This is a genomic window from Acinetobacter sp. RW6, from assembly GCF_041956835.1.
GTDB classification, from domain to species: Bacteria; Pseudomonadota; Gammaproteobacteria; order Pseudomonadales; family Moraxellaceae; genus Acinetobacter; species Acinetobacter calcoaceticus.
In genome coordinates, this window is the sequence record NZ_CP167121.1 from 2,670,499 (window position 1) to 2,688,199 (window position 17,701).

The 17,701-nt window shown below is 38.9% G+C and carries 9 protein-coding genes and 1 pseudogene; all 10 read right to left on the bottom strand.

The genetic code is table 11. The annotated features are described in order from the left end of the window. Nucleotide 1: 1 nt before the first annotated feature. Nucleotides 2-1,051, bottom strand: coding sequence for a YheC/YheD family protein (locus ACB088_RS12660; protein WP_199991230.1), 1,050 nt, complete (start codon nt 1,049-1,051; stop codon nt 2-4). After that, nucleotides 1,051-1,845, bottom strand: a complete 795-nt coding sequence (locus tag ACB088_RS12665) for a serine hydrolase (RefSeq protein ID WP_199991231.1) — start codon at nt 1,843-1,845, stop codon at nt 1,051-1,053. Before ACB088_RS12665 ends, ACB088_RS12660 begins: the two co-directional genes overlap by 1 nt. Before the next feature lie 3 nt (nt 1,846-1,848). Beyond that, entirely contained in the window at nt 1,849-2,574 is a 726-nt protein-coding gene (locus ACB088_RS12670; protein ID WP_375037130.1) for a CatB-related O-acetyltransferase, read from the bottom strand. 3 nt (nt 2,575-2,577) lie between these two features. Beyond that, complete coding sequence (locus ACB088_RS12675; RefSeq protein ID WP_375037131.1) at nt 2,578-4,236, bottom strand: poly alpha-glucosyltransferase; 1,659 nt, start codon at nt 4,234-4,236, stop codon at nt 2,578-2,580. A gap of 113 nt (nt 4,237-4,349) precedes the next feature. Further along, entirely contained in the window at nt 4,350-6,401 is a 2,052-nt protein-coding gene (locus ACB088_RS12680; protein WP_199991234.1) for a type I secretion C-terminal target domain-containing protein, read from the bottom strand. A 3,381-nt stretch (nt 6,402-9,782) separates the two neighbouring features. Continuing rightward, nucleotides 9,783-10,724 (bottom strand): annotated as a pseudogene (locus ACB088_RS12685) (BapA prefix-like domain-containing protein); the annotation flags it as partial. A 380-nt stretch (nt 10,725-11,104) separates the two neighbouring features. Continuing rightward, a complete protein-coding gene (locus tag ACB088_RS12690; RefSeq protein WP_375037132.1) occupies nt 11,105-12,301 on the bottom strand; it encodes an HlyD family type I secretion periplasmic adaptor subunit in 1,197 nt (398 codons plus the stop codon). After that, nucleotides 12,298-14,436, bottom strand: a complete 2,139-nt coding sequence (locus ACB088_RS12695) for a type I secretion system permease/ATPase (RefSeq protein ID WP_375037133.1) — start codon at nt 14,434-14,436, stop codon at nt 12,298-12,300. Before ACB088_RS12695 ends, ACB088_RS12690 begins: the two co-directional genes overlap by 4 nt. Beyond that, on the bottom strand, nt 14,433-15,965 hold the full coding sequence (locus ACB088_RS12700; protein WP_375037134.1) for a TolC family outer membrane protein: 1,533 nt from the start codon (nt 15,963-15,965) through the stop codon (nt 14,433-14,435). The genes ACB088_RS12695 and ACB088_RS12700 overlap by 4 nt, the downstream gene beginning before the upstream one ends. A gap of 626 nt (nt 15,966-16,591) precedes the next feature. Further along, the gene (locus tag ACB088_RS12705; protein WP_375037135.1) at nt 16,592-17,485 is read right to left on the bottom strand and encodes a PhzF family isomerase; all 894 of its coding nucleotides are present in this window, start codon (nt 17,483-17,485) and stop codon (nt 16,592-16,594) included. Nucleotides 17,486-17,701 lie beyond the last annotated feature (216 nt).

The window sequence follows — 17,701 nt, forward strand, 5'->3', positions numbered from 1 at the left end:
CTTATCTTAAATTGATAGGTAAAAAGTTATTCTTGAAGGGTGGTTTGGCATTTTCTTGTAACCATTCATAATAATCAACCTGAGCTTTTGCTACAGGGTAAGCCATAAATCCAATTCCAGGACCTGCATTGACCTCAAATATAGCAATGTTTCCTTCCTGATCAATGCCTAAATCTAAACCTAGCGAATCTAAGCGCCATGCATATTGCTTTTGGAAAGCGAGAGGAAATTTTTCGAAAATTTTCTTTATACTTTTATTAATTTTCTCAAATGAATTTGGATAATATTGTTCTAAAAACATTTTTTCACGCGTAGTGATTAATGCTCCTTGCATACCATTTGTAATATCAATATTTTTATTGATATTTACATAGGGAAAGAATTTTATTAATTTCCACTTACCCCCAGCCCCTCTACTAATTTGCATGCGAAAAACTGTATTAAGTGAATTGTTTGTAGAACTATTAAAATACTTACTGAGGGAATAACCTTTATTCTTAATATCTTTATCAAAAAAATGTCTAAGTTCATTTTTATTGAACTCATTTCTTTTATCCAACTGCTTTACAATATATTTTTTATCTAAGAATTCTACAGAAAAAATTCCTTTCCCCTGATTACTTGATAAGGGCTTTAATATCACTTTTTTATATTTTTGAACTGCATTCAAAAGATCATCAAATTCTTTACAGTCCTCAACACTTATCAAGAATTCATTGATATCTTCAATTTTTTTTAATTTTAGATCAACATTCTTTTTTGTTCCAATTCTATTTGATGTAAAAGGAATTTTTTCTGCTAGTTTTAGATATATTTCCTTATCCTCAGCCTTAACAGCTAGCCTATTTTGAATTACATGAGGAAAGTTAAATTCTTTTTCTAAAACTTTTCCATTTAGTATAGTCTTGCCTACTACCTTTTCAGTTTCAAAACATACATCTTTTGCTGTAAAAACATAAGCTTCATGACCTCGGCTTTGGGCAACAATAATGAAGATTTCTTCTACATCAGTTAAGTTCTTTGCTGGTTTTAAAATTCCAAATATAGACATTATATTACTCCAATTAAATCATTAATCATTTCTTGATCAATCAATCTACTGTGATCATCTTTTGAATACCCTAGACAAGCAATAAGATATTTATTGCGTATTTTTACTATCTGTACACTATTAAATACATTTGGAAAAAGAGTTCCTGTTTTAATAAATTTTTTCTCATTTGAATCAAAATCAATATTTATATAATTTTTATTCCGCTGAACAACGATACTTTGATGATTATAAAATAAGAAAGATTCTATTTTTTTATTCTTCAATATATTAAGAACTAATTTCAATAAATCATCAACAGTTGTATATTGTTTGTTTTTATATAAGCCATGTGAATTTACGATGTTTGTAAGTTTCATCCCAATTCTACTTATTACTTTTCTTGCATGTTCCTCATAAGAAACATTTGTTTTTTCTTCAATTAATTCCTTTAAGACTTCAGCACTCGTATTACTTGACTTAAATATCATATTCTTAAGCAAGTCATTAATTGTTATAAGATCATTTTCTAACAAGTTATAACCACTTCCAACTATTAAATTATTTTTTTTAATTCTTATAATTTCTCTTAAAGAAATATTTAAATCAAATACTAAAAATAATGTTAATAGCTTTACAACTGAGCCAGGTACAATTTTTATATTTGTATTCTTAGAATAAACTTCAATGCTATGCTCTTCATCAACAATAAAGATTGACAATGATTTAGCCGAAATTCTCTCAAGTTTTTTCATAATTGAATTAAATTCGATTAATCCTATTACTTTAGTATCTATGTTTGTAATAGTGTTCATACTTTACTCCACTATTAACTTTTCCAATTTCATTTTTTCTAAATTACTTTTTTTCAAATCAAATTCAATCAAAAACTGTTGAATATTCTCTATTTCTAGATTTTGAATATCTGAAAATCCATATTCCCACCATTTTGATTTTAATAACCGGTTAATAGTATCTTCATCAAATCTGTATTTTATAATTTTTGCAGGATTGCCACCGACAATTGCATAAGGAGGTACATCTTTTGTAACGACTGAATTTGCTGCAATTACAGCTCCATTTCCAATAGTTATAGTTGGTTTTAACAACGCTCTTGCCCCTATCCAAACATCATGTCCAATATCCAGTACTTTTAATTCAGGATTATTTGGTAACCTTCGTGCATTTTGATCCACCTTATTTATTTCTAAATATTTTTGATAAATTATAAAATTTCGATCATATGTTGTTGCTGATGTTGTAAGCCATTCATGAGGATGCCTTAAACCAAGTACTCTCACTCCTTCTGCTATTGAGCAATACCGACCCACTTTAGTCGTAATTGGCAATAGAGACCAACTATAAGAAAATGCACCCATACTCCAAATATTGTTACCGACTAAAAATGCAGAAAAAGGTTCAATTTCTACTTTTTCTAAAAAATTAATAAAATCTTCATCAAGAAATCTTGAGTTACCATTACGAGTAAAAAATATATTATTTTCACCCATAGTTTCTTTTAGCTCTATATATTGTCTTTTCATATGTCACTCAAAATAATTATAAAAAGCCACTAAACCAGACAAATTATGCTCTTGATCATCTATTCGTACTCTAAAACGATCATGTCTAACAAAGAATGCATTCTTAACTTTATCTGGCCTAGCCATATACATCGCTAATTCTGGATAAAAGAAACCGGTAGAACACTGAAATTCAACTCTATATTTAATTAATTCTTTTAACTCATCAAATTTAGCTTCATTAAACAAATCTAGATAATTATTATCTCGCATATATAAAACCATTTTATATGCTGACATCATCATTTCTAAAAATGTTGCATAAGCAGTTTTTCTATTTTTAATAAACTCCATGTGATTCAGATAGTTATTCATTCCAAATCTAAAATATTTTTCTTCAGGGCATATTTTTGTTAATTCATTTGTACAATAACTTAACCAATGATCATGATATTTATCATATTTTTTAACAATAAAATTATCAAACATTAATTTAACAGTATCTAGTAAATCTTTATTTTTATTAATCTGATATAAACGTAATAGACCTAAGGCAGCTTCACCATCATAATATACAATTCTAAATTTTTCTTTTACACTTAATGAAGGATAATTTAAAATATGACTAGTTTGTCCATGTTCATCAATCATATATTGTATCCCTTTTGCTAGCATTTCAGCATTTTTAAGATACTTATCATTACCAGTTATTTCTTGATATTTAGCAAGCATAAAAATTGCAGTTGCATTTGAACCTAATTTTATTTCTAAATCTTGCTCTCCATCAATCATAAATCCTTTTTCTTCTACAATTTTATAAAATTTCTGGAATGCATACTCCATAGATTTTTCAATTTTATCTAAATATTTTTTATTAAAATCTACTTCCAATGTTTCTAACAATGCATATAAAGATGTACAATGCCTGACTGTATTATAGCTTTTAATCTCCCTATCATAAGCAGGAAAATAACCATAAATAAAGCGACCATCATCCATAATTTGATTATACAAAAATTCGGCATTATTAATAATAAGCTCTTTAATCTCAGCTTTATTAATTTTCGAATTACATCTTATTCCATTTGCTACACCTACAGTCTGCAAATCAATAAACACCCCATTTTCATAAAAAGCAGCTATAGTGTCAAAAACCCACACTTTTTTTATATCATCTAATTCAAAATACTTAGTAATATTTTTATATTTTGCTTTTATCGCATCATTAAGATTCTTTTCATCAAAAAAATTAGGTTTATCAAATGAAATACCTTTTATAATAGCTTTACCATATATTTCTTGTTCTAAAAAACATATATGAAATTTTTCGTCAAAGCTAACACCCTTTCTATAATGATTATTATGCTCCTGATTTAAAACAGAAAAATCAACATCCTCCCAGCTCTCTTCACTGATATTATATGCAAAATCTATTTTAAAAAACTCAGGTACCCCCCTATTTTTAGAGTACAATTTATCTAAAAAAGAATATATTCTTTTTAATACGACATTAATATTTTCATCAAAAGTATTCCATACTTCACAGCGTTTTTTCTCATTTCCAACAGATAAGAAAATACATATATCTCTCTGACTTTCAGAATGGTTTTTTAATTGAATTAATAACCAATCTTTTAATTTTTTTTTGAATTCCTCAAATTTACTATAGGTATTAATTTCCATATTATCACTTTAAAAAATCTTTTAAGTTATTATAACATATCATATTTAATTTAAAAAATTATTTAGAAAAATAAAAAGAGGATCCGTAGATCCTCTTTTTTTAATTAATCAAATTAAAATAATATTTGACTATTTTGCAGTAGTTCATCAATCGTAGTATTAGTATTTTTAAGAGTTAAGATTTCTGTAGAATTATAAGATGTTCCACTTCCATCTCTATCTATACTAATTACTGTATCCGTACCTACTTGAGTAGCAGTTACATATTGACCAATATTTGTATTATTAACAGACTGACCTGATAATAAAGTACTTATATCGATTTTATCTCCTTCTGCTTTATTAAAATCACTCCAGGTATCTGAACCATTTCCACCTGTAGGATCTGTAGCATTAAGAAGCTTAAATATAACTGTATCTGCACCAGTACCAGTTGTATAAACATCATTTCCTGATGTACCAGAAATTAAATCATTTCCAGTACCCGTTTCATAATGTCTACCCAAATTAATTGTTAATGTAGCTACATTACTTTCATCACCATTCGCAGCTATAAGTTTATAATTGAAACTTGTAGTTTGACTTCCGTCTGCTGTGGCATTTGGAGTAAATGTATATGTACCGTTTGCAGCAATATTTAATGTTCCATTACTGTAAACTAAAGTTTGACCAGTAGCTTCAACAAATACACCCGCTGCATTTTCCACGAACAATTTAGTACCCACACCTCCTGTTACATCAGTACCATTACCACTATCACCAGTAATTATGTTACCTGTAGCTGGAGTAAATTCTCCAGAAGCAGTAAATGCATCATAATGCGTCACTGTTGGTTGAACTGAAGTTTGAACTGAAGTTGTATTAGTGCCATTAACAAGGAATGACTCATTACTTTCGGTACTTGTATAAACTACACGCCATTGTGTCGCCACACTACCCGCTGGTATCGAATAACTATTATCAATGATCGTAGCATTTGAACCACCAAGGAATGGATGGCTATAAGTTGTAGTTGGTGAAACATATACAGTTTGCCAGCTACCCCCTACCAATTTTTGTACGCTATAACCGAAGGTATCATTATTGGCGCCAGATGAATCAGTTGTAGTAACTTTGATAGATAAAACAGCTGAGGCATTTTTATCTACAGTAACAACATCTGAAGTATCTGTTCCAGGATTACGTGTATATGTATAACCACCAAATAAGCTACCAGTACGAGTAACCGAAGCCGTCATTGAACCAAGATCTGCCGATTTTGTTTCAACAAAGTTTTTGTAATCTACTTGAGCGCCATTGATATCATTAGTAGCAACTAAATCAACTGTACCATCCAAAGTAGGGTCAGCTGGCCAGTTAATGTCTACTTGAGAACTATCAATTCTGATATTGAGATTAGCTGTTGCTGTATTTCCATCAACATCTTGAATTGTATAAGTAAACGTATCAACTTTACCTACTGAGTTAGGAATTTCCGGATTTCTGATGTATTCATAATTCCCATCCTTATCAATATAGAGATCGCCATAGGCCCCTTCTATTTTTTGGAAACCATTATCAGATTGATTCACTGTTAATGTATTACCAGTCTCAGAAATTACTTGTGTAACGACTAATGGCTGACCTTCAGGATCGACATCCGCTACATCCCCCGGACCTTCAGGAACAATGACGTTACCACTTACAACAACCTCACCATAATCAGTTGCGACGCCACCTGATGGAATGGTTAAAGTTGGGAAGCCTAAACCTGTAAAGTTAAGCCCTTGGTCATTTGTCATGACAATGGCATATTTACCTTCAGGTAAGTCATTAATTGTGGTTCCACCTGTATAGAACCCTACAAGTGCTGCAAAAGCAGTTCCGGCATTTGGAATATGCTCATAAAGCTCATATTCTCCCGTATTCTCATTTAGGCGAAGAACATCCAGACCTAAACTCACAATACCCACACCAGCATATAAACCACTGATATTTACATTAAAGTCCTGCAATGTTCCTTGAGGAACTTCTACTTGCAACGCGTTGTTCGAAGCCCATGTCCAATCCAAAATCAAACCATCATAAGAAGGTAAAACTACAGACGTTTTAGACTGTGTAGGTACGGAACTTGTCGTCGGATCAATATTGGCATCGAGCGTTGCCAAATCATCATTCGCAACCAAGTCCGAGTCACTATCAGAGTCAGAGTCGCTGTCACTGTCAGAATCCGAGTCGCTGTCCGAATCCGAGTCGCTGTCAGAGTCAGAATCGCTGTCGCTATCAGAGTCCGAGTCACTGTCCGAATCAGAATCGCTGTCAGAGTCTGAATCGCTGTCGCTATCAGAGTCCGAGTCGCTGTCAGAGTCCGAATCGCTGTCGCTATCAGAGTCCGAGTCACTGTCAGAATCAGAGTCGCTGTCAGAGTCCGAATCGCTGTCGCTGTCAGAATCAGAGTCCGAGTCACTGTCAGAGTCCGAGTCCGAGTCACTGTCAGAATCCGAGTCACTGTCAGAGTCCGAATCGCTGTCAGAGTCCGAATCGCTGTCGCTGTCGCTGTCAGAGTCCGAATCGCTGTCAGAGTCCGAGTCACTGTCAGAATCCGAGTCGCTGTCGCTATCAGAGTCCGAGTCGCTGTCAGAGTCCGAGTCACTGTCAGAATCCGAGTCGCTGTCAGAGTCAGAGTCGCTGTCAGAGTCAGAATCACTGTCAGAATCCGAGTCACTGTCAGAATCCGAGTCGCTATCCGAATCAGAGTCACTGTCTGAATCCGAGTCGCTGTCGCTATCCGAATCGCTGTCAGAGTCCGAGTCACTATCAGAGTCCGAGTCAGAATCGCTGTCAGAGTCCGAGTCGCTGTCCGAATCAGAGTCGCTATCCGAATCAGAGTCACTGTCTGAATCCGAGTCGCTGTCGCTATCCGAATCAGAGTCGCTGTCAGAGTCCGAGTCGCTGTCCGAATCAGAGTCGCTGTCGCTATCCGAATCCGAGTCGCTGTCAGAGTCCGAGTCGCTGTCAGAGTCCGAGTCGCTGTCGCTATCAGAGTCAGAGTCGCTGTCAGAGTCACTATCCGAATCAGAATCGCTGTCGCTGTCAGAGTCCGAGTCACTGTCTGAATCAGAGTCGCTGTCAGAATCCGAGTCACTGTCAGAGTCCGAATCGCTGTCAGAATCAGAGTCGCTGTCGCTGTCAGAGTCCGAGTCGCTGTCAGAGTCCGAGTCGCTGTCAGAGTCCGAGTCGCTGTCGCTATCAGAGTCCGAGTCGCTGTCAGAGTCACTGTCAGAGTCTGAGTCACTGTCAGAATCAGAGTCGCTGTCAGAATCCGAATCAGAGTCTGAATCGCTGTCGCTGTCAGAGTCCGAATCGCTGTCCGAATCCGAGTCACTGTCAGAATCAGAGTCGCTGTCAGAATCCGAATCAGAGTCTGAATCGCTGTCGCTGTCAGAGTCCGAATCGCTGTCAGAGTCCGAATCGCTGTCAGAATCAGAGTCACTGTCAGAGTCCGAGTCACTGTCAGAGTCTGAATCGCTGTCAGAATCAGAGTCGCTGTCAGAGTCCGAATCGCTGTCAGAGTCTGAATCGCTGTCAGAATCAGAGTCGCTGTCAGAGTCCGAATCGCTGTCAGAATCAGAGTCACTGTCAGAGTCCGAGTCGCTGTCAGAGTCCGAGTCACTGTCAGAGTCCGAATCGCTGTCCGAATCAGAGTCACTGTCAGAGTCCGAGTCACTGTCAGAGTCCGAGTCACTGTCGCTATCAGAGTCTGAATCGCTGTCAGAGTCTGAATCGCTGTCAGAATCTGAATCGCTGTCAGAATCAGAGTCGCTGTCAGAGTCCGAATCGCTGTCAGAATCAGAGTCACTGTCAGAATCAGAGTCACTGTCAGAGTCAGAATCGCTGTCAGAGTCCGAGTCGCTGTCAGAGTCCGAATCGCTGTCAGAATCAGAGTCACTGTCAGAATCCGAGTCACTGTCAGAATCCGAGTCACTGTCAGAATCCGAGTCGCTGTCAGAGTCAGAATCGCTGTCGCTATCCGAGTCAGAATCGCTATCAGAGTCCGAGTCGCTGTCAGAGTCCGAATCGCTGTCGCTATCCGAGTCAGAATCGCTGTCAGAGTCAGAGTCGCTGTCGCTATCAGAGTCAGAGTCGCTGTCAGAGTCACTGTCAGAGTCTGAGTCACTGTCAGAATCAGAGTCGCTGTCAGAATCCGAATCAGAGTCTGAATCGCTGTCGCTGTCAGAGTCCGAATCGCTGTCGCTATCCGAATCGCTGTCGCTATCAGAGTCACTGTCAGAATCAGAGTCGCTGTCAGAATCCGAATCAGAGTCTGAATCGCTGTCGCTGTCAGAGTCCGAATCGCTGTCGCTATCCGAATCGCTGTCGCTATCAGAGTCACTGTCAGAATCAGAGTCGCTGTCAGAATCCGAATCAGAGTCTGAATCGCTGTCGCTGTCAGAGTCCGAATCGCTGTCAGAATCAGAGTCACTGTCAGAGTCCGAGTCGCTGTCAGAGTCCGAGTCGCTGTCAGAGTCCGAATCGCTGTCAGAGTCCGAATCGCTGTCAGAATCAGAGTCACTGTCAGAATCAGAGTCGCTGTCAGAGTCCGAATCGCTGTCAGAGTCTGAATCGCTATCAGAGTCAGAGTCGCTATCAGAGTCAGAGTCGCTGTCAGAGTCAGAGTCGCTGTCAGAGTCCGAATCGCTGTCCGAATCCGAGTCACTGTCAGAATCCGAGTCGCTGTCAGAGTCCGAATCGCTGTCAGAATCAGAGTCACTGTCAGAATCGCTGTCAGAGTCCGAATCGCTGTCAGAGTCCGAGTCGCTGTCAGAGTCAGAATCGCTGTCAGAGTCCGAATCACTGTCGCTGTCAGAGTCCGAGTCGCTATCAGAGTCAGAGTCGCTGTCAGAGTCAGAGTCGCTGTCAGAGTCAGAGTCGCTGTCAGAGTCTGAATCGCTGTCCGAATCCGAGTCACTGTCAGAATCAGAATCGCTGTCCGAATCAGAGTCACTGTCAGAGTCTGAATCGCTGTCCGAATCAGAATCAGAGTCGCTGTCAGAGTCCGAGTCACTGTCAGAGTCAGAGTCGCTGTCAGAGTCCGAGTCGCTGTCAGAGTCCGAATCGCTGTCGCTATCAGAGTCCGAATCGCTGTCAGAGTCCGAGTCGCTGTCAGAGTCCGAGTCGCTGTCGCTATCAGAGTCCGAATCGCTGTCAGAGTCCGAGTCGCTGTCAGAGTCCGAGTCGCTGTCAGAGTCCGAATCGCTGTCAGAGTCCGAGTCGCTGTCAGAGTCAGAGTCTGAGTCTGAGTCACTGTCAGAATCAGAGTCGCTGTCAGAGTCAGAATCGCTGTCGCTATCAGAGTCCGAGTCGCTGTCAGAATCAGAGTCGCTGTCAGAATCAGAGTCGCTGTCGCTATCCGAGTCACTGTCAGAATCAGAATCGCTGTCCGAATCAGAGTCACTGTCTGAATCGCTGTCACTGTCAGAGTCCGAGTCGCTATCAGAATCCGAGTCGCTATCAGAATCCGAATCGCTGTCAGAGTCCGAATCGCTGTCAGAGTCGCTGTCAGAATCAGAGTCGCTATCCGAGTCAGAATCGCTGTCCGAATCAGAGTCGCTGTCAGAGTCCGAATCGCTGTCAGAATCAGAGTCACTGTCAGAGTCCGAATCCGAGTCGCTGTCAGAATCAGAGTCACTGTCAGAGTCCGAATCCGAGTCGCTGTCAGAATCAGAGTCACTGTCAGAGTCCGAATCCGAGTCACTGTCAGAATCCGAGTCACTGTCAGAGTCCGAGTCGCTATCAGAATCAGAGTCACTGTCAGAATCCGAGTCACTGTCAGAGTCCGAGTCGCTATCAGAATCAGAGTCACTGTCAGAGTCCGAGTCGCTGTCAGAGTCCGAATCGCTGTCAGAGTCCGAATCGCTGTCAGAGTCGCTGTCAGAATCAGAGTCGCTATCCGAGTCAGAATCGCTGTCGCTATCCGAGTCACTGTCAGAGTCCGAATCGCTGTCAGAATCAGAGTCGCTGTCAGAGTCCGAATCAGAATCGCTGTCAGAGTCCGAGTCGCTCTCTAAGTTATTATTTTTATCACTGTCATGAGCCCACCACAAAATTCCTGCTGCGGTTAGCGGTACAGATAACCATGCCCATGGAGATGCAGCTCCATCATGATAAAGCAATGGTTCGATACTATCGATATAACTATAGGTGATATGATCTAATAATACCCCATTACTGTCAGTAAACTGTACCCACAGTAATTTATGATTATTATCTTCAAAAACTAAACTATTATCGGTTGAATAATTACTACCGTTAAAGAAATCAATTATTACTATTTGTTCACCATTTTTTAAAGTAATAATTGCATTTCTACCGTCTTGTCTAATTTCAGAAACATCATCTTTATTTACTTTTATTAAAATAACTGATGCTTCGGAAAGAGAGACTGTATCCTTTGCTGTAATTTCTAAGGTTTCATGACTCTCCTTAGAAATTACCCTTATCTCAGACATATTTCTTCCCCTTCGTAGGATTATTTAATTAAACCAATCCAATTTAGAGCTCTTAAATTTTATTAAATAAGAAGAGCCCAAATTAAGGAATAAATTAGATAAAGCAAAGGCCAACCTCAACGCATAAAGTAATTGTAAACATGAATTACATCACAAAAAAAGCAGCAGCAATCAGTTTATTTATTAACCAAATAAAACTTTAAAATAATAAATATTGTTTTTCAAAAACTTACTAACAAATAATAGTCAAAATATGCTTTTAATATTTTTATGTTTTAAAACATAAACAATAAAAACCACACATTTAAAACAAGATCTTATCTTTCTTAATATCTATATAGCTTTTAAATATTTAAAAACTATATAGATATAGATTTATTTCACCTTTCTCTTAAAGCTTCTTTGGCTTTATTGAATGGTTTAAGCAAGTAATCCAGTACTGTTTTTTCACCCGTACGAATATCTACAGTTGCCACCATACCCGGTGTAATTCCGAAAGCTTTACCTTCTTTATTATAAAGCTTGTCTGAATCGGTTCGAATATAAACACGATAATAGAACTGGTCTTGTTTAACTTCATCGCGAATCGTATCTGGTGAAATAACCGTGACCTTACCTTTTAAACCACCATAAATTGAGTAGTCATAGGCAGTAATCTTAACCAGTGCTTCTTGTCCCGGCCGAATAAACGCAATGTCACGCGGTAAAATACGCGCTTCAATGAGCAGCTGTTCATCAATCGGTACAATGGTCATCAACTTGCCATTTTGCGGAATAACGCCGCCATGGGTGGTGACTGCAATTTCTTTCACAACACCACGTACTGGTGCTTTAAACACTGCGCGATCTAAGCTGTCACTACGACCCAGTACGACTTGTTGCTGCGTTTCAATATCAGTATTGGCTTTAGATAACTCTTCACGAGCCTGCACAAAATACTGATTCTGCACATCATTCATTTTATTTTGCAGATCATTTGCTTCACGACGTAAACGTAAAACTTCAACCTCACTTGCCGCGCCTTTAGCAACTAACGGTTCGGTCATTGCCAGTTCTTGTTGGACCAGTTGCAAAGCCTGTCTAAAACCTGCAAGTGTTTGTTCGAGATTAGCTCTGCGGGACGCATATAATGCCGTTTCTTCATGTACAAGTTTTGGTTCTTTCAGCACAATTTCAGGAAAAGCTAATGGTGTGCCGTTCACCTCTGCACGTAAGCGTGCTGAAGTTGCCTGAGCGGAGATGAGTAAAGATCTTGATTCACCGACATTCGATGCCAAACGGGTGGGATCTAATTGCGCAAGAATTTCGCCTTTTTGAACAATATCGCCTTCTTGTACATTCAGCTTGGTTAAAATACCGCCCTCTAAAGACTGGATAACCTGCTCCTTAGACGACGGAACTACTTTACCTGTGCCTGTAGACACTTCTTCAAGTTTAAATACCCATGCCCAGATAAAGAAAATAACTAAACCAACCCCCACAATCCAGATTACTAAGCTGGCACGTGGTAACGGTGGTTCACTATAAGAGACATTCATTGAACGGGTGAGTTCTTGTTCTTGTTGTGGTTCGCTCATGAATTATCCCCTTGCACTTGTTTTTGTTGGGCTGTTGATTGATTAAGGACCTGATCTCTTGGACCATCCATCACGATTTTGCCGTCGTTAACGACAATAATACGGTCCACCAGTTCTAAAACAGCGCGGCGGTGAGTCGCAACCACCAAGGTCCGATGGGCCAGCCATCCTTTTAAATGATCAATCAATTGTTTCTCTGCCACATCATCAATCGCTGCTGTCGGTTCATCGAGTAATAAAATATTAGGTTGGCGAATCAATAGACGGGCCAATAACAAGGCTTGTTTCTGACCACCAGAGAAACCAACCCCACCTTCTAAAATCAGGTGATCGAGTCCTTCTTTTTTCTCTTGAACAAAAGGTAATGCACCCGTCACCACTAAAACCCGAAAAATATCTTCATCTGTTGCAAGCGGTGCACCCAAAGTGAGGTTCTCACGAATCGTACCGTAGAAAAGATGCGCATTCTGGTTGAGTAACCCCATATCACGACGTACATCAGATGGGTCAATTAAAGAAAGATCTAAGCCATCTAAATGCACTGAACCTTGAGTTGGAACTTGCATCCCTGATAAAAGCTGAAGCAATGTCGATTTACCAGCACCATTACGCCCCAGAATTGCAATTTTTTCACCAGCACGAATTTTTAAGTGACGAATTGCAAGGCTCGGACGTGGTTCATCTTCACTATATTGGAACAAGACATTTTTTAATTCATAGTCGCCATTTAAAGCAGCTTTGTGTACCAGATGCGACCGCTCCGGCTGATCGATCGGACGTTGCATAAGCTCATCTAAGCTTTGTTTTGCAACTTTCGCCTGCTGTAAACGCCCCAATACACCAGTAATATGACTAATCGGTGCCAACATTCGTGACGATAAAATTGAACAGGCTACTAACGCACCTGTAGTCATTTCACCATCCATCACCGCAAAACATCCCACCAAAACTACAAATGCGTAGGTCAAGCCTTGAATCTTTTGGGTCCATGCCATTAAAGTACCGACAATTTTACGTTGTTTCATACCGATATCGGCTGAAACTTCATTCATGTGGTTCCACTGGTTCTGAAAACGCGATTCGGCACGCAACAACTTGATATCTTCAATACCCTGCACCGCTTCAACCAGAATGGCATTACGGATTGAAGATTCTCTCATGCCTTCCTGTGCGAGTTGCGCTAGCTTCTTCTGCACCAGAATACCCGGCAAAATCATAAGCGGTACAACCAGCAACATCACCCAAAACAGCTTCCCACCAATAATGGCAAAAATAGTCAAGAACAGGAAAAAGAATGGAAAATCTGCCATCGCAGTAATGGTGGTAGAAGTCACCAGTTCACGAACACCTTCGAGCTCACGAATCTGCGAAATAAAACTACCGGTAGACTTTGAACGATCTTTATTTTTGATTCTTAAGGCATGACCAAATACACGGTCAGAGACAAGTAAATCTGCTCGTTTACCAATAATGTCAGATAGATAAACTCGAGACACACGTAAGATAAACTCAAAAATAGCAGCAATAAGCACACCACCTGCCAGCACCCATAAGGTTGGAACAGACTGTGAAGGCACAACGCGGTCATAGACTTGCATTGAGAAAACAATGGTTGCCAGTGCCAAAATATTGGCAATGAGTGAGGCAAACATGATATCAACGTAGCGCTTCCAGTCTCTTAGAACAATTGACCAGAACCAGCTTGCTTCATAGGGTTTGATATATTCATCAATACGCGCGTCGGGAATAGAGCTTTCAGGACGCAGGATATAGACATTCTTAATGGTATTTTTTAAGACATCTAGGCTTAAATTCTGAGAAAGTCCCTGATCCCCACTAAACTGGATACTGACATTACCTTGGGTATCGGCTTTATCAACAACACCGACCTGTCCGTCATGAAACTCGACCAGAACAGGTAGCCGCCACGGATTAAGTAAATCTAGTGAAAAAGGTACCTTACGTAGGTTTAGCCCAACCTGACGTGTCATTAACTGTAAAACATCATCAAGGTTTTGATTCTGGTTCCAGTCAAGTTGTAAACGGATTCTTTCTTCTGAAGGCTCAATTCGATAATGTTTAGCAATCGTTAAGACCGCCTGTAACCAGGGCTGGTAATTTATTTTTGTCATCATGGTTGTACTTCGAACCCCTGAATTGAAATATTATTTAAGCCATAGGCTTGGCGCGAACGTCCTGTTGCCGAAATGTACTGAACAATACTGTTGTAGATGTCATAACGTGCAGATTCGAGTTCTGAATTGGCACTATGAATGGCCTGCTCTGCATTCAATAAATCGACCAATGAGCGTGTACCAAGTTTGTACTGCTCTTGATAAAGTTCACGTGTACGAACCGTAGTGGCTTGACGATTGGTCAGCACCTGCATTTGGCGTTGTTTATTTTCAATTTGCTCACGGCTAGTTCTGATCTGATCGAGAACATCCATATAGACTGAATTGACCTGAGATTTAGCTGCTTCTTCTGCATAGCTTGCCATTTTGACCTGAGAAGAAACTGCCCCACCTTGATAAAACTGACTGGTGGCTTCAAGCATGACCGAGCTATATAAGCCGTCATCTTTATCATTGTTTGGATTTCTGCCGTTAATGGCCTGACTTAAGGAACCTTTGACGGACAAGGTTGGATAACGTGTTAAACGAGTCTGTTCTTTTTGTGCTTTAGCCACTTCAACCCCAGCTTGAGCCGCGATCATTTTTGGAATGGTATTAAACTCAGGCTCATTATAGAGACCAGACTGCTTTACCAAATCATCAGGAATGACCCATGCCTTATTAAAAACATCTACTCCGATCAGAGTTCTTAAATGTTGCTGGTACTGGCGTAATAAAGATTGTTGAGCAATGAGTGTCGACTGTGCAGATTCTAAATATGTTTGTGCCTGAACTGGGTCAGCCTGACTGCTAATACCGGCATTTGCACGTAAATTGGCAATTTCCTGAATACGCTGAATCCCAGCAATTTGCTGCTCGGCAATTTTATTTAATTGAAGGTAGCGCTGAATATTGACAATCGACTGAGCCACATCGAGTGCAATATCATCAATGCTGACCAGTACATTGGCCTGCTCGACTTGTACTTTGGCTTGCTGAACCGATACACCTGATTTGACTTTGCCAAAATCAAAAAGCATTTGAGTCGCAGATAATGTGAGTAACTGTCTTCCCCGCTCACCACTACTCAAATCGCCTGTGGTAATACCACCTGAAAGCTGTGGATAATAGCCGGCCTTGGCATAATCAATACCCGCATTTTGACCAGCTAAAGTGGAAATGGCTTGAGAAATATTAGGATTTCGTTGAACTGCATATTGAATCGCATCAATTAAACTGACTTGATTATTCCACATGGCAGTAGAGGTCGGTAAATAGCTTCCATCATTTCCTAGCCGTTGAAATTGGCTCTGATCAAACCCTAAATTGCTTAATTTTTGGAAATCGACAGATCGGTAGCTTTCATCGGGCGTGGGTTTAAAGAGTTGAGAAACTTTTTTTGTTAAGCTTTTTCCCGAGTTAACAGACGCGGTCTCTGCCTTTGTAATTGATATTGATACACTAGAAGCAATACAAAAATATAAAAAAAACTTCGTACCTGATTTGATTATAAGTTGGAAATCATTGTGGGAAAAAGGCAATTTACTCATTAGAAGATCTAATCTCTTGAAATATTGTAAAACAATCCAAAACTCAGTAAAAAATTATCAAAAATATTAAATTCCATACTTTAAATAAATAATTTTCAGAATAATTTTCTTTGCAAAAAAATAAAGTAAAAAATGATTAGTTTTCAGCACTAGCAATTAAATATTTAATTTTCTTATAATTTAAATTATAAAATTAAGTTTTAAACATACATATTTAAAACCAATTAAATACCTACAAAAAAACTATAAAACTCAAAAATTAGAATAAATAATTCTCATAAAAAAAACCTACCTCTTGGGGAAGCGGCAGGCTATAAACTTTTAAATATGTACATTCAAAAATATATTATTTATTTAAATTCATCAATAATGATTAATTTAAAATAAAATTAAAACATATGATTAAAAACATATAAAATTAATAAAATATTTTCTATTTATTTTAGGGCACAACACATGTGCTTTAAAAAAATTGCCAATAGAAGCCCTTTTTACATTTACAACTTTATAAAAATATATGATCTTTATGTGAGATCCCAATAACCCAATACAGCTTTTTCAACTCGCTGCTGTAAAGAAAAGAACTTCTTTTAAACTAGCAAGATGTCATAACTTCTTAAATATAATCAATCTTTTCCCGAGTACAAAACTGAGCCAACTAAAACCGCTTGTCCTGCAATGCTGACATGTAATATTGAATCTGTTTTCTCAACTGTCACTAAAACCCGCCCCGGTTTTTGTATTGCGAGGCCTTGATACCCCCAATAGCTAACTTTCTGGTCACATTCGATTAAATCGTGATGAACAAGGTATGCTCCCGCTGGACCATTTGCATTACCCGTTACAGGATCTTCATTAATACCGATTGCAGGTGCGAACATTCGACCATATGTAATAGGTTCTTGCTTACTACCTTCCAAGACAAATGGGAAAAAACCATTGCAACCTATTTCAGCGCTAATAGCTTTCAATTTTTCATTGTTCGGAATTAATCCATCAAGCTTACTTCTGCTCAGCATTGGCACCATCACCTTGGAATGCCCCGTCGTAACCACTTGTATTGGTAAGTCAGCAAAATCACTTTCAATCACACCCAGTGCGCTTGCAAGTTCACTCCGTTGACTCACACTAAAAGGTGGTAAAAACTCTACGCGACCTTGAGTCATTTTCACCAATAATTCTTCAGGACTTCCAAATATTGAAACGGGTAAATGACCTGCCCCCGTTTTTGCGATTAATGGATAGTCTGATTGGTGGCCTGTAGTTGCACGTAAAAAATGAGTAGCAATCGTCGCATGTCCACAGATCGGGACTTCATTTGTAGGCGTAAAATATCGAACATGTATGTCATGGCTTTGATCTTTAGCTGACAAAACAAAGGCTGTTTCTGAATACCCTGCGAATGCAGCAATATCTTGCATCTCTTGAGTTGTAAGATGGTCCGCATCTAGAACAACCCCCGCTCGATTTCCTGTATTTGGTTGGGTGGTAAATGCATCAACCACATAAATATTAGTCATGGCGCAACTCCTTTGTTATTAACATTGTGATCTCAGAAATAGCTCCCGCCATAACCAGAAAATCTTATTTAATTGCAGCGACACATATCACAGCTCTAAAAGGTTTATAGTCGCCTCATATCATGAGTTTTTGAGTCACTGTAGTGGTTGTTTGAATTGTATAAATCTAAACATCAGGGATACTATAGTTTTTATTGCAAACGCATTTTTTAAATA